We start from the raw sequence: 13,577 nt of genomic DNA, 5'->3' as shown, positions 1-13,577 counted from the left end.
CTCAGCCTCCCGGCAGCGCGCGGACGATCTCCACGCGATCGCCCTTGGAAAAGGTCACGCGCTCCCATTCGGCGCGGGGCACAACCTGCCCGTTCAGCGCGACCGCGATGCCGCGCCGCGTATGGCCCTCGTCGAGCTCTTCCTTGAGCAGGTCATCGACCGTCGTCGCACCGCATTGGCGCGTCTGGCCGTTGATCGTCAGTTCCATGGTCCTCAAAGTCCTCCGGTCAGCCGGCTGCTGTTCTTGCCGAACCGCTGAAAGGTGAAACCAGTTTCCGGGCCATCCATCCGTCCGTCCAGGATCAGGTGCTCGATCGCCCGCGCGGAAACGGGTGCGAGCAGGATGCCGTTGCGGTGATGGCCGGTCGCGAGCACGAGCCCGTCGATCCCTGCTTCGCCGAAGATCGGCGCATCATCGAGCGAAGTCGGCCGGAAGCCGGCCCATATCTCGTCGATCGCCAGCTCTTCCATGGACGGAAGAACCCTCCGCGCCGCTTCCAGCAGCGCGAAGACGCCGCCGGCGGTGTTGACCTTGTCGAAGCCGCGCTCCTCCACGGTCGCGCCGATGATCAGGCGATTATCTCCCTTCGGCGCCATATGGATCTGCTCGGTCCATATGACGTGGGTCAGCGCCGGCATGCGCGGATCCATCCGCAGCGCCAGCGACTGACCGCGCAGCGGTCGGACCGGCAGGCTGATCTCCGGCACGAGTTCCGGCGACCAGGCTCCGGCGGCCAGCACGACGGTGCCTGCCGAATAGGTCTCGGTCGCGGTCGATAGGCCGGTTATCCGCCCGCCGCTCCGCTCCAGCGAAACGACCGGCGTGTTCTCGAACAGGACGCCACCCGCGCGCTTGAATGCCTCGGCCAGGGCGGCCGCGACCTTCCGGGCGTCGACCTGATGATCCTGCTCGCAGAGGATGGCGCCCGAAACGTTGGGGCGAAGCCCCGGCTCGCGCTCGCGCGCCGACGATCCGGACAGCCATTCGGTGTTCAGGCCGAGCCGCTTCTGCAGATCATGCCGGAAGCGCAACCGGTCGACTTCCTCGCGGCCGAGCGCCACGACCATCGTACCCTCGGCCTTGTAGTCGACCGAAAGCCCGCTCACGTCCTCAAGCTCGCGGGCGAAAGCGGGCCAGAGTTCCTGGCTGGCGAGCGTCAGCGGCAGGAGATCATCCTCGCCGGCCTCGACCTCGGCGGTCGCGGCCAGCATGCCGGTCGCGGCCCGCGTCGCGCCGGACCCGACGACGTCGCGCTCGAACACCGCGACGGAAAGCCCGCGTTTCCGGAGCTTCCAGCCGATCGACAGGCCGATGATGCCGCCGCCGACGATGGCTACGTCGAAGCGGGTACCGGCCATGCGCTCACTCAGATTGATGACCCTGTCCATTCACGCTCCCTTCGCTGGAATGACCCAGATCAGGTTCGTCGGGTTTGATCTCAGCCGCTGAACAGCGGCACCCCGGCGCGGTTCAAGACGACATAATCGCGGCGTTCCCGCCGTGCAAGCCGCCCTTCCACAATCTCCATACTCTACACGCATTTAGCCTGCCGCGCGAACCTGTGGCCATGCGGCATAGCAAATGCAGCTCAGCTGCCAGCGCATTTTCAGGCCGTCAAATTAATCTAACTTATACGGGCAATCCCCTATTCAAGGGTCCGGATTCGTTTTGATTCGCGACCGGGCATCTTTCAACAGGCGCTCGCAGAAAATCGGGCGCCGATGGACCAGATCGAAGTTCTGCAAGGCTGGCTGATCTCACAGGATCTGGTTCTGCGTGGACTGCTCGCCCAGCACGCCCGCGATGTCGGCCCGGATGGCATCAAATGTATCCGCTCGATGCGCTCCGGCATGCTGGCCTCCCTGCAATTGATGCAACGCGACTGCGATGAGAAGAGCGATCGCGTCTGGGCCCATGCGACCGACTTCCTCAACACCCTCTTCGACGAGGTCGAGAAGCGGCTGGAAAGCCTCAGCCGCGCCGAGGCGGCGGAAAAAGGCAGGCAGGCTGACGCGCCATGCGGCGCAAGCCTTCCGGAAATATCGAATCTTTAGCGCAGGGAACCCGATTCCCGTGCGTACAATTCTCATAGACCGGGGTTGGGTATGGATCACCGGAGGATGGGAATGAAAAAGTTTCTCGCAACTGGCATCGCGGCGCTCATGGCGGCCGGCTCGTTCGTAAGCCCCGCCGCGGCGCAATTCGCCGGAAGCGCACCGGCCGCCGTCGCGGCCGCCGAGAAGACGAGCAATGTGACCGAGATCCGCAGCCGGCATGGCGGCGGTCATCGCTGGCACGGCAACCGTCATGGTCGCTGGCACGGCAATCGTGGCGGCCACCGGTATTACGGCTATCGCCACCGCCATTACGGCTATGGCTATCGGGACTATTACGGTCCGGCCTTCGCCGCCGGCATCATCGGCCTGACGGCCGGCGCCATTGCGGCAAATGCAGGCTCCTACGACCGTAATGACGAGTACTGCGCGGCGCGCTTCAGGTCATACGACCCGCGTAGCGGCACTTATCTCGGCTACGACGGTTTCCGGCACGCCTGCCCGTAAGGCGACCCAGACGAACCCCCGCTTCGGCAACGGAGCGGGGGTTTTTATGCCGGAACCGCCGGCGCTTCTTGCGAGACGAGGTCGCGCAATTCCGGCAGGCACGAGCCGCAATTCGTGCCGCATTTCAGCACCCGCCCAAGCGCCGCCGTATCGCCGACCCCATCCCGGATCGCCCGGCGGATCCGCTCCTCGCCGACGCCGAAGCACGAGCAGACGATCCGCCCCTCGGACGGCTGGGGCGTGACCGACCGCGCTCCGAGCAGAACTCGCCGCTCTCCGGCCGTCACAACGCGCCTGTCGGCGAACAATTCCATCAGCCAGACGGGGTCCGGCAGGCCGGCGGGACCACCCACCATCAGGCACTCGGTCATCGCGCCGCCATCGTCCAGCGCCGCCGCGCGGAAAAGACCTCGCTGCCGGTCATGATAGTCGAGAAGCCCGTTCTGGCTCGCCATCAGCGAAAGGCCGAGGACGATCCCTTCTCCCGCCGGCTCCAACCCCGCAAGCCGATACGCATAACCGCCGGGAACGGCCGATCGCGCCCAGTAGCCGAACCCCCTGGGACGGAAGCGCCGGCGTGACAGGAAAAGTCCTTCCCAGCGCGCAGCGAACGGCGCCAGACGCGCCGGGGTATGCTTCAGTTCCGGCTGGCCCGACACCGCGTCGCAGGCCGGATTTGCAACTCGCCCCGGTGAACCATGGGCGGTGACGTCGTCCGTCCAGTGCATCGGCAAAAAGGCCTGACCCTTCGTCTGGTCGGTGGTCACCCGCACGCGCGCCACTGCTCGTCCCCACGCGCTCGATACTTCGGCGAACCCGCCGTCTGCGATCCCCAACGAAATCGCGTCAGCCGGGTTCAGTTCCAGCACCGGTTCGGGAGCCTGCGCCATCAGCCGCGCAACCTCGCCGGTCCGGGTCATCGTGTGCCATTGGTCACGCAGCCTCCCGGTATTGAGGACGACGGGATGCCCCTGCCCCGTCGCGTTCGCCGGAGCCTGCTGACCCACCGCAATGAACCGCGCCCGGCCGTCCGGCGTCGGGAAACGCCTGTCGCAGAACAGTCGCGCGGTTCCAGCCCGTTGGCCCGCCGGCACCGGCCATTGCACCGGTTTCAGCGCCTCGAATTCATGGTCCGTCAGATCGGCGAGGCCGCCGATATCGAAGACCCGCTCACCGTGGTTTTCGAACGCCGATAAAGCCGCGTGCTCGCGAAAGATCGATGCCGCGTTCCGGAAGCCGAATGCCTCGCCGAACCCCATCCGCTGTGCGACATCGCAGACGATCCGCCAATCCGGACGCGTCTCGCCCGGCAGCGGCATGAAAGCCCGCTGGCGCGAAATCCGCCGCTCGCTATTCGTGACCGTACCGTCCTTCTCGCCCCATCCGGCGGCCGGAAACAGCACGTCGGCATGGCGTGCCGTGTCGGTCCCCGGGACGCAATCGGACACGACGAGAAAATCGCAATTGGCCAGCGCCTTCCGCACCTGGTTGCCGTTCGGCATGCTCGCCGCTGGATTGGTCCCCATCACCCACAGCGCCTTGATCCTGCCGTCAGCCAGCGCATCGAACATGTCGACCGCCTTGAGCCCCGACGCGGTCGCGAGCTTCTGTGTTTTCCAGAACCGCTGCACGCGATCCAGATCGGCCGGGTTCTCCAACGTCATATGCGCGGCGAGCTGGTTCGCCAGTCCGCCGACCTCGCGCCCGCCCATCGCATTCGGCTGGCCGGTGAACGAGAACGGGCCCATGCCGGCATGGCCGATCCGGCCGGTCGCCAGATGGCAATTGATGATCGCGTTGACCTTGTCCGTGCCGCGCGACGACTGGTTCACACCCTGCGAATAGACGGTAACCGTGCGCTCGGTTGCGGCGAACAGGTCATAGAACGCGACGAGATCATCGAACGGAACGCCGCATTCCTCGGCGATCGCGTAAAACTCCGGCGCGTCGGACTGCGCCTTGGCCAGCGCATCCTCGAAGCCGTTGGTGTGTTCCGAGACGAAGTCGCGGTCGATCCGGCCGACTCGCGCCAGATGGGCCAACAGTCCGTTGAACAGCAGGACATCGGTCCCCGGCTGGACCGGCAGGAAGAGATCGGCGTCGGCAGCCGTCGCGGTCCGGCGTGGATCGATCGCCACGATCTTCGTCCCACGCCGCGCCCGCGCATCGGTCAGCCGCCGGAACAGGATCGGGTGGCACCAGGCGGCATTCGAGCCGACGAGCACGACAAGATCAGCCTCGTCGAGGTCCTCGTAGCTGCAAGGCACGAGATCCTCGCCGAATGCTCGCCTGTGGCCAGCAACCGAGGAGGCCATGCAGAGCCGGGAATTGGTGTCGATGTTCCCCGAGCCGATGAAGCCTTTCATCAGCTTGTTGGCGACGTAATAGTCCTCGGTCAGGAGCTGGCCCGAGACATAGAAGGCGACCGAATCCGGCCCGTGCTTTTCGACCGCCTCGGCGAAGCGGCGCGCGGTCAGGTCGAGTGCCTCGTCCCAGCTCGCACGCCGTCCGCCGACCATCGGATGCAGCAGGCGGTTTTCCAGTCCCAGCGTCTCGCCAAGTGCCGAGCCCTTGGCACAGACGCGGCCGAAATTGGTCGGATGTTCGGGATCGCCCGGCGTCATGGGCGCCGGCCCGCCCAGGACCCCGCATCCCGTACCGCAATAAGGGCACGTGGTACGAACCGGCTCGTGATCGGCGGAATGCGCGGTCATGGACGAGACGACGCCTCTGAGGCCAGGCATTTATAAGTCGTCGTCCTCCGGCTAGACCGGAGGACCCGTGCGACGCTGCTGATGGATGCTCCGGTCAAGCCGGAGCATGACGGCGGAGAAAGAAAAACACCCACCTCAATACACATCGGCCTGGTACCGATGCGCCGCCTTCAACGCGGCGACATAGGTCTTAGCCGCCACCGCATCGCAACCACGGTGCTCCTCGACGATCGCATGCAGCGCCCGGTCGACATCGGCCGCCATGCGCTTGGCGTCGCCGCAGATGTAGAAATGCGCGCCACGCTCAAGCCATTGATAGAGCTCGGCGCCCTCTTCGCGCATCCGGTCCTGTACATACACCTTCCTGTCGCCGTCGCGCGACCAGGCGAGCGACAGCTTCGTCAGCGCTCCGGCCGTCTGGAGACCCGCCAATTCCTCCTCGTAGAAGAAGTCGTTGTCTCGCCGCTGATGGCCGAAGAACAGCCACGCACCGCCGGTCGCCGAAGTCGCCAGCCGATCCTGGAGGAATGCGCGGAACGGGGCGATGCCGGTGCCGGGCCCGACCATGATGATCGGCACGCTGCCGTCCGCCGGCAGAGCAAACCCGTGCGCCTTCTGTACATACACCGGGAGTTTTGCTCCCTCGCCGATACGTCCAGCGAGGAATGTCGATGCGACGCCCAGCCGTTCCCGGGAGCCGATCTCGTAGCGAACGGCGTCGACGGTCAGCGTCAACCGTCCGGCCTGTGCCTTCGGGCTCGACGAGATCGAATAGAGGCGCGGCTGCAGCGGGTCGAGCACCGAGAGGAAAGCGCCCGCTTCCAGCATGGTGGACGGCGACTTGTCGAGCGCGGCCAAGACGTCAGTCACGTCGAGATCGCCGTCGGGGTCCTCGCCTTCGGCCATCCGCGCCAGCTTCACCTTCTCGTCGGGGTCCTCGGCCATCTCGCCGATCAGCGCGAACAAAGCGTCGGGGGCAGCGCCGATCGCCTTCTCGCGCAGCAGCACGTCACGCACGGACTTGCCGTCGGCTGTCGCATCGGCCGCGAGACCGAGCCGCGCCATGATCGCGTCGACCAGGCCCGCGTCGTTCACCGGCATCAGGCCGAAGCTGTCGCCGGCGGCGTAGTCCAGTCCGTCGGGAAGCTGGAACTCGACGTGCCAGGTCTCCTTGGCGGACGCACCCTTGTTCAGCCGCGACCGGCTCAGGAAGGTCGCGTCGACGGGGTGCTCCCGCGAGCGCCCCGGTGCCGAGGCGGGCGCCGCCTGCGTCTCAGCCTTTGCCTCAACTGCCGGAGCCGCGCCACCGTCGAGTTCCGCGGCGAGCTTCTTCAGCATGCGCATCGTCTCCTTGCCGCCGGGCTGGCAAAGATTGAGGCGCTCCTCTTTCTTGAGAGCGATCGCGTTCGAATAGTCTTCGCAATTGTAGCCGCACTGGCCGCAGTCCTGCTGCGCCATTGCCGCCATCATCCGGCGCTTCAGCGGCTTGCCGTCGGCCAGGGCCATGCGCTCGTCCATCGCCATGGTGGGGTCGTGCCACGGCGCGCCGTCGTCGACTTCGGCTGGTTCTGCCGTACCCGGCAGTCCGGGCATGAAGGCAGCGGCCTGCTCCGACGACAGGCTCGCCGGGCCGGCGCCGTCGAGCGACAACATCCCGGCAAAGAAGCCGTTCAGCCAGGCCCGCTGCTCGGACGAGAACGGGGCATTGTCCGGAAGGACCGGCGAGAAGAAGGGTGACGGCTGAACGCTCATTCCGCGGCCTCCGCCGCGAAGATCGCGGTCAGTTGGTCGATCTCGTGACGGCGGGTGAAGTCGGCGAAGCTTTCCTCGTCCGACGAGCGATTGGCCATCCAGCCTTTCAGCATCCGCTCGACGAGGCGCGGCGCGTCCTCGGCCTTCACGTCCTGGAAGAGCTCGCGGCCGATACCGGCATCGGGGCCGAACCCGCCGCCGACGCAGACATTGTAGCCATCGACCGTATCGCCCTCATCGGAGACGGTGACGCGCTGACCGATCAGGCCGATATCGCCGATGTAATGCTGGGCACAGCTGTTGTGGCAGCCGGTCAGGTGGATGTTCACCGGCCGATCGACCTGCACCGTCGCGTCGCAATGGAGCGCGATTTCCTCGGCATTGCGCTTGGTCGGCGCCGCCGCGAACTTGCATCCTTCGCTGCCGGTGCAGGCGACGAGGCCGGCCCGTACCGCTGTCGCCGAAATCCCTAGCCCCATCGCCTCGATGGCCGCCACGGCGAGCGCAACGTTCGCGTCGCGGACGCCTGAAACCAGCAGGTTCTGCCAGACGGTCAGCCGGATATCACCGTCACCGAGATCGCGGGAAATCTTGGCGATCCCGCGCATCTGCTCGACGGTCATCTTGCCGACCGGCAGCGTCACGCCGATCCAGTTCAGTCCATCCTGCTTCTGCTTGTGGACGCCGATATGCGCCTGCCGGTCGGATGCCGGCCGTTCGATCACGGCTTCGCCTGGAACGCGGACGAGCGCCTCGCCAAGCTTCGCCTCGACCTCGACCAGGAACTTGTCGAAGCCCCAGGCGTCGAGCACGTATTTCAGCCGCGCCTTCTTGCGATCGGTGCGGTCGCCATGGTCGACGAAGACGCGGACGATCGCATCCGCGACACGGGTCGTGTCCTCCGGCTTCACGATGACGCCGGTGTCCAGCGCCAGATCCTTGTGGCCGGTGATGCCGCCGAGCGCAAGGCGGAACCAGACCCCGGCCTCGACGCCGAACCCGTCCCTCACCTCGACCGCCGAGAAGCCGATATCGTTGGTATCCTCGAGCGCCGTGATCAGTCCGGCGCCATCGAATGCCACGTTGAACTTGCGCGGCAGACCGTAGAGCGAGCGATCATTCAGGATGTGGTGGTGCCACTCGCTGGCATAGGGTCGGGTATCGAGCAATTCTTGCGGATCGATGCCCGCCGTCGGCGTACCGGTGACGTTGCGGATGTTGTCGGCGCCTGAGCCCTTGCAGGTCAGGCCGAGTGCAACGAGCTTCTCCAGCACCTGGATGCCGTCGGTCGCCGGAATCTCGCGAACCTGCAGATTGGCCCGCGTCGTCACATGGGCATATGGCCCGCCATGCGCCTCGGCGATATCGGCCACACTCGCGAACTGCCAGTGCGTCATCACCCCGTTCGGGATGCGCAATCGGACCATGTAGCTGTCCTGCGCCGGCCCGACGAAGAACAGGCCATGATAGCGCCAGCGCAGAATGTCCGGCCCCTTCGGATAGACGCCGTCCTTCGCTGCCTTCTTCATCCGGCTGTAGGAATCGAGGCCGTTTTCCTCGCGCCGGGCGATCTCGATGGGATCGAGTTTCTTGCCCTCGGCTTCCGTGCGGAGCTGCGCCTTGAGGCCGGCGGCGTCCGGGCCAGTGGGCTCGGCGGGGGCCGATGCCGGAGCCATTCCGGGCATCGCGCCGCCGCGCGCGCCGAGTGGCGGCAGGCCGCGCGACGAGCGCATCGCGCCCAGCCCCGAGACGAAGCCTTCGAGATAGCGTTTCTGTTCCGCTGAAAAATCGCCGCTCATCATCGCCTCATGCGGCCGCGCAAAGCGCGGGCCCGAAGATCAGGGTGTCGCGGATCGGCGCGGTGTCGGCGCCGCTCTGGATCAGATTGAAGAAGAAGGCGCCGTCGGCGGTGTCGCCGTAGAGCACGGCGCCGATCAGCCGGTCGTCCTTCAGTACGAGTCGCCGATAGACGCCACGGCCGGGATCGCGCAGCACGACATCCTCGCGGTCTTCGGCGGGCGCGAAATCGCCGGCCGAGAACAAATCGATGCCGGTCACCTTCAGCCGCGTGGCCGTCGCCGCGGGAACGTAGGAACCGCCCGCGCCCACTAGCGTCCTGGCCAATACCGCCGCCATGTCGTAGAGCGGAGCGACGAGCCCGTAACAGGAGCCGCGATGCTGGACGCATTCGCCGACCGCGAAGATATGCGGATCGCTAGTCCGCATCTCGTCGTCGACGACCACGCCGCGATCGACGACGAGACCCGCGCTGCGCGCCAGATCCGCGTTCGGCCGAACGCCAACCGCCATCACTACGAGATCGGCCTCGATCTCCGGTCCGAGTTTCAGCTTCACCCCGGTCACGCGGTCGGTGCCAAGAATGGCTTCCGTCACCGCGCCGGTGACAACCTCGATCCCGCGCCCTTCCAGCTCGCGCCGGAGCATCCGCCCGGCCTCGACGTCGAGCTGGCGTTCCATCAGGCCGGGCATCAGGTGGACGACCGTGACCTTCATCCCGCGCGCCAACAGACCATTGGCCGCTTCAAGTCCAAGCAGGCCGCCGCCGATAACCACCGCACGGCCGCCGCGGCCGGCCGCCACGACCATCCGGTCGACGTCGAATGCGTCGCGAAAGCTCACGACACCGTCGAGCTCGGCTCCCGGCAGGGGCAGCATGATCGGATGCGAGCCGGTGGCGAGGATCAGTTTGTCATAGGAGATGCGCTCGCCAGCGCTCGTCATTACTTCACGCGCCGCGGGGTCGATCCCCGAGACCGGAGCCGAACGGCGAAGCTCGACGCCCGCCTCCGCGTACCAATCGGCGCCATGCGAGACGATGTCGTCGAAGCTCTTCTCGCCGGCCAGGACCGGCGAGAGCATGATCCTGTTATAGGCGAAATGCGGCTCTGCGCCGAACACGGTGATGTCGAAGCGGCCCGGAGCGCGCGCCAGCATCTCCTCCACCGCGCGGATACCGGCCATGCCGTTTCCAATGACGACGAGCCGGTCCTTCATGACGCCCGCGCCTTCTCGGCGGAGGCGGCGGCGTCCTTCATGAAGCCCGCGAGAAAGGTGTAGGTCTCGACCCAGGCTTCGCGCACATCCGGCGTGAAGCCGTCCCCGAGCCCCTGCTCCAGCGTCCAGATCAATGACGCGCCGACTGGCTCGTAATGCTCCGGCTTGACGCCGTAATCGTTGTGCCGCACCGCCAGTGCCGCGACGGCTGGCGCAATCGTTTCGAGCTTGGTCAGGCCGTTCACGGCTGTCGCAAGCATCATCATCAGCTTGCGCTTCTGCTCGCTCATATCCTCGGGGAACAGCCCCCGCAGATGCGGAGCCGCCTCGAACAGGCGGCCGTAGAACAGATCGGCGGCGACATCCGAAATCGGGGCAACCTTCCGGAAGCTCTCCTGGACGAGCGCGATGTGACGGTCATCCATCACGCCGCCTCGACGAAACGGTGGCGCTCGTAGAGGAACTTCAGGACAGCCTGGCGGCAGCGGATGTACGCCGCGTCTGACACCAGTTCGAGCCGCTTGCGTGGACGCGCCAGCGGCACGTCGAGAATCTCGCCGATCCGCGCCGACGGGCCGTTCGTCATCATCACGATGCGGTCGGACAGAAGCACCGCCTCGTCGACGTCATGGGTGATCATCATCACGGTGTTGCCGAGCGTCGCATGGATCTGCATGACGGAGTCCTGCAGATGTGCCCTGGTGAGTGCGTCGAGCGCTCCGAACGGCTCGTCGAGCAGAAGCACCTTCGGCTCCATCGCGAGAGCGCGGGCGATACCGACGCGCTGCTTCATGCCGCCGGAGATTTCGGACGGCCTTTTGTCCTTGGCATGCGCCATTTGCACCAGATCGAGATTGTGCATGGTCCAGGCATGGCGCTCCGCCTTGGACCGCGTCTTGCGGGAGACCTTGTCGACCGCGAGCGAGACGTTCTCGTAGACCGTCAGCCACGGCAGCAGGGAATGGTTCTGGAAGACCACCGCCCGGTCTGGTCCGGGGTCGTTGACCTCCTTGTCCTCCAGCAGGACGACGCCGGTCGTGGCATCCGTCAGGCCGGCGACGATGTTGAGCAGCGTCGACTTCCCGCAGCCGGAATGGCCGATGATCGAGATGAACTCGCCGCGCTCGACCTTGAGGTCGATCTCCTTCAGCACCTCGGTGGATGCCGCACCGCGAGAGAAGCTTTTGCCGACGGATTCGAGCGAGAGATAAGGTTTCGCCATGACGGTTCTCCTCAGGAGTTCGCAGTACCGCGGGTGACCGCGTGGGCGACGAGAGCGACGAGACGGTCGAGGAGGAAGCCGACGATGCCGACATAGGTCAGCGCGACGATGATGTCGCTGATCAGCGACGAGTTCCAAGCGTCCCAGATGAAGAAGCCGATGCCGACGCCGCCGATCAGCATCTCGGCCGCGACGATCGCGAGCCAGCTGAGGCCGATGCCGATCTTGAGGCCGGTGAAGATGTACGGTGCGGCCGCCGGGATCATGATCTTGATCGCGTATTCAGCCGGGTTCAGCCGCAGCACGCGGGCGACGTTGCGGTAATCCTGCGGGATGTTGCGGATGCCAACGGCCGTGTTGATGACGATCGGCCAGACTGCCGTCACGAAAATCACGAAGATCGCCGAAGGTTCGCCGTCGCGGAAAGCGGCCAGCGACAGCGGCAGCCAGGCAAGCGGCGGCACGGTGCGAAGCACCTGGAAGATCGGGTCGAGACCGCGCATCGCCCAGGTCGACTGGCCGATCAGCGTACCAAGGGCGACACCAATGACCGCCGCGATCGCGTAGCCGAGCATGACGCGCTTGAGACTGGCGAACAGGTGCCAGAAGAGCCCCTTGTCGAGGCCGCCCCGGTCATAAAACGGGTCGATGATGAGTTCCCAGCTGTCGTTGATGACCTGCGACGGCGGTGGCAGGCTCGAGCCGGTCCTGCTGCACAGCAATTCCCAGATGAGCAGCAATGCTGCGAGCGTCACGAGCGGCGGCACGATGCGTGTCGCCAAGGCGCGGAGGAGCGGCATGACCCGCGACTGCAGGGCGGCGGCGGAAGACGGCGCCGGCAGGGCCAGCACCTTCGCCGCGCCGGGCAGCCGGTGGACTTTCGTTTCGGTCTCGATTGCGGGCAGGCTCATGGCCTCTCCTCCTTGTCGGGCGGTCAAGCCGCGGCGCGCTTGATGGTGAGGCTGGCGAGATAGTCTGCCGGCTTGTCGGGATCGAAGACCTTGCCGTCGAAGAAGGTTTCCTTGCCGCGCGATGTCGAGGCCGGGATGTCCTCGGCCTTGGCGCTGATCGCCTTGGCCGCCTCACGCCACAGATCCTCGCGGTTGACCTTGGCGACCATGCTCTTGACGTCGGTGTCGACTGCGAACTTGCCCCAGCGGATGTCTTCCGTGAGGAACCATGCGTCGTGGCTCTGGAACGGATAGGAGGTGTGATCGCGCCAGAACTTCATGAAGTGCGGGCTGTTCGCCTCGACCCGGCCATTGCCGTAGTCGTAATTGCCCTTGATGCGCTCGATGATGTCCTTCTTCGGAACGTTGAACCAAGCGCGCTTGCCGACGATGTCAGCCATCTCGTCCTTGTTCGCCATGTCGTCGCACCAGATCTGGGCTTCCTGCACGGCCATCAGCAGCGCCTTGGTGGCGTTGGGGTTCTTGTCCACCCAGTCCGCCCGCATGGCGAAGCTCTTCTCGGGGTGCCGGTTCCAGATCTCGGCGGTGTTGCAGGCGGTGTAGCCGATGCCCTGATGGATCAGCTGCTCGTTCCACGGCTCGCCGACGCAGAAAGCGTCCATCGTGCCGACCTTCATGTTCGCCACCATCTGGGGCGGCGGAACGACGATGGTCTCGACATCGGAATCCGGATCGATGCCGCCGGCGGCAAGCCAATAGCGGAGCCACAGATCGTGGGTGCCGCCCGGGAAGGTCATAGCGACCTTGGCCGGAGTGCCGGCCGCCTTCTTCTTGGCAAAGGCCTCCTTCAGGACCGAGGAATCGACGCCGACCTTCAGGCCCTCGTATTCCTTGGCGACAGAAATTCCCTGGGAGTCGAGGTTCAGCCGCGCCAGGATGTACATCGGCAGCGGCACGTTGTTCTGCGTCACCTTGCCGGCTGAGATCAGATACGGCATCGGCGTCAGGATATGCGCGCCGTCGATACCGGACCCTTGCGAGCCGAGGACGAGGTTGTCACGCGTCGTGCCCCACGACGCCTGCTTGACCACTTCGACATCGGGCATGCCGTATTTCGCGAACAGACCCTTTTCCTTCGCGACGATCAGCGGAGCGGCGTCAGTCAATGCGATGAAGCCGAGCACGGCCTCGGTCGTTTCCGGGCCAGCCGCGTGAGCGATGCTGGCTCCGAACGGCAACGCGGTCTTGGCCGCTGCGAGCAAGGCCGCAGTCGAAGCCGTCCCGATCAGTCCGCGCCTCGTAATGCCCTTGCCGTTCTCGATCCCGTCGCTCATTGCCCGTCCTTTCGCGAAGCCGAAAAACAAAAAAGCCGCTGTCCGCACCGGGCCGGAGGCCAGGGCG

Annotated in this window: 12 protein-coding genes and 1 riboswitch; of the genes, 2 read left to right on the top strand and 10 right to left on the bottom strand. The window is 65.8% G+C overall.

Annotated elements, in window-relative coordinates:
* Position 1: 1 nt before the first annotated feature.
* Positions 2–208 carry a sulfur carrier protein ThiS gene (gene thiS / locus ACFPFW_RS10040; protein WP_114955742.1) on the bottom strand — a complete coding sequence of 69 codons (207 nt, stop codon included), beginning with the start codon at positions 206–208 and terminating at the stop codon, positions 2–4.
* A 5-nt stretch (positions 209–213) separates the two neighbouring features.
* The gene (gene thiO, locus ACFPFW_RS10035; protein WP_114955743.1) at positions 214–1,389 is read right to left on the bottom strand and encodes a glycine oxidase ThiO; all 1,176 of its coding nucleotides are present in this window, start codon (positions 1,387–1,389) and stop codon (positions 214–216) included.
* Positions 1,379–1,474, bottom strand: a riboswitch (TPP riboswitch). (Overlaps the previous gene by 11 nt.)
* A gap of 248 nt (positions 1,475–1,722) precedes the next feature.
* Between thiO and ACFPFW_RS10030 the strand changes: the two genes are divergently transcribed.
* Both ACFPFW_RS10030 and ACFPFW_RS10025 read left to right on the top strand, forming a co-directional pair.
* Positions 1,723–2,055: a hypothetical protein gene (locus tag ACFPFW_RS10030; protein ID WP_114955744.1), complete on the top strand. Its 333-nt coding sequence runs from the start codon at positions 1,723–1,725 to the stop codon at positions 2,053–2,055.
* Between the two features lie 72 nt (positions 2,056–2,127).
* The gene (locus tag ACFPFW_RS10025; RefSeq protein ID WP_379770518.1) at positions 2,128–2,562 is read left to right on the top strand and encodes a BA14K family protein; all 435 of its coding nucleotides are present in this window, start codon (positions 2,128–2,130) and stop codon (positions 2,560–2,562) included.
* 44 nt (positions 2,563–2,606) lie between these two features.
* On the opposite strand, the gene ACFPFW_RS10020 is transcribed toward ACFPFW_RS10025, so the two are convergent.
* The 8 genes from ACFPFW_RS10020 to ACFPFW_RS09985 form a co-directional block, all read right to left on the bottom strand.
* A complete protein-coding gene (locus ACFPFW_RS10020) occupies positions 2,607–5,306 on the bottom strand; it encodes a nitrate reductase (RefSeq protein WP_379770515.1) in 2,700 nt (899 codons plus the stop codon).
* 105 nt (positions 5,307–5,411) lie between these two features.
* Positions 5,412–7,028: a sulfite reductase subunit alpha gene (locus tag ACFPFW_RS10015; RefSeq protein WP_114955746.1), complete on the bottom strand. Its 1,617-nt coding sequence runs from the start codon at positions 7,026–7,028 to the stop codon at positions 5,412–5,414.
* A complete protein-coding gene (locus ACFPFW_RS10010; protein ID WP_114955747.1) occupies positions 7,025–8,827 on the bottom strand; it encodes a NirA family protein in 1,803 nt (600 codons plus the stop codon). The genes ACFPFW_RS10015 and ACFPFW_RS10010 overlap by 4 nt, the downstream gene beginning before the upstream one ends.
* A gap of 7 nt (positions 8,828–8,834) precedes the next feature.
* Complete coding sequence (locus ACFPFW_RS10005; protein ID WP_114955748.1) at positions 8,835–10,043, bottom strand: NAD(P)/FAD-dependent oxidoreductase; 1,209 nt, start codon at positions 10,041–10,043, stop codon at positions 8,835–8,837.
* Positions 10,040–10,468 carry a globin family protein gene (locus tag ACFPFW_RS10000; protein WP_114955749.1) on the bottom strand — a complete coding sequence of 143 codons (429 nt, stop codon included), beginning with the start codon at positions 10,466–10,468 and terminating at the stop codon, positions 10,040–10,042. Before ACFPFW_RS10000 ends, ACFPFW_RS10005 begins: the two co-directional genes overlap by 4 nt.
* A complete protein-coding gene (locus tag ACFPFW_RS09995; protein WP_114955750.1) occupies positions 10,468–11,265 on the bottom strand; it encodes an ABC transporter ATP-binding protein in 798 nt (265 codons plus the stop codon). The genes ACFPFW_RS10000 and ACFPFW_RS09995 overlap by 1 nt, the downstream gene beginning before the upstream one ends.
* Positions 11,266–11,276: 11 nt before the next feature.
* Positions 11,277–12,176, bottom strand: a complete 900-nt coding sequence (ntrB, locus tag ACFPFW_RS09990) for a nitrate ABC transporter permease (protein ID WP_114955751.1) — start codon at positions 12,174–12,176, stop codon at positions 11,277–11,279.
* Positions 12,177–12,199: 23 nt separating this feature from the next.
* A complete protein-coding gene (locus tag ACFPFW_RS09985) occupies positions 12,200–13,510 on the bottom strand; it encodes a CmpA/NrtA family ABC transporter substrate-binding protein (protein ID WP_114955752.1) in 1,311 nt (436 codons plus the stop codon).
* Positions 13,511–13,577: the final 67 nt, after the last annotated feature.

The organism is Flaviflagellibacter deserti, assembly GCF_042652085.1.
Lineage (GTDB): Bacteria > Pseudomonadota > Alphaproteobacteria > Rhizobiales > Methylopilaceae > Flaviflagellibacter > Flaviflagellibacter deserti.
Note: the sequence above shows the minus strand (reverse complement) of the source record. Positions and strands in the feature narration are given on the sequence as shown.

Coding starts and splice junctions, on each gene's coding strand:
- thiS (WP_114955742.1), bottom strand. CDS start 208: ATGGAACTGACGATCAACGGCCAGACGCGCCAATGCGGTGCGACGACG.
- thiO (WP_114955743.1), bottom strand. CDS start 1,389: ATGGACAGGGTCATCAATCTGAGTGAGCGCATGGCCGGTACCCGCTTC.
- ACFPFW_RS10030 (WP_114955744.1), top strand. CDS start 1,723: ATGGACCAGATCGAAGTTCTGCAAGGCTGGCTGATCTCACAGGATCTG.
- ACFPFW_RS10025 (WP_379770518.1), top strand. CDS start 2,128: ATGAAAAAGTTTCTCGCAACTGGCATCGCGGCGCTCATGGCGGCCGGC.
- ACFPFW_RS10020 (WP_379770515.1), bottom strand. CDS start 5,306: ATGCCTGGCCTCAGAGGCGTCGTCTCGTCCATGACCGCGCATTCCGCC.
- ACFPFW_RS10015 (WP_114955746.1), bottom strand. CDS start 7,028: ATGAGCGTTCAGCCGTCACCCTTCTTCTCGCCGGTCCTTCCGGACAAT.
- ACFPFW_RS10010 (WP_114955747.1), bottom strand. CDS start 8,827: ATGAGCGGCGATTTTTCAGCGGAACAGAAACGCTATCTCGAAGGCTTC.
- ACFPFW_RS10005 (WP_114955748.1), bottom strand. CDS start 10,043: ATGAAGGACCGGCTCGTCGTCATTGGAAACGGCATGGCCGGTATCCGC.
- ACFPFW_RS10000 (WP_114955749.1), bottom strand. CDS start 10,468: ATGGATGACCGTCACATCGCGCTCGTCCAGGAGAGCTTCCGGAAGGTT.
- ACFPFW_RS09995 (WP_114955750.1), bottom strand. CDS start 11,265: ATGGCGAAACCTTATCTCTCGCTCGAATCCGTCGGCAAAAGCTTCTCT.
- ntrB (WP_114955751.1), bottom strand. CDS start 12,176: ATGAGCCTGCCCGCAATCGAGACCGAAACGAAAGTCCACCGGCTGCCC.
- ACFPFW_RS09985 (WP_114955752.1), bottom strand. CDS start 13,510: ATGAGCGACGGGATCGAGAACGGCAAGGGCATTACGAGGCGCGGACTG.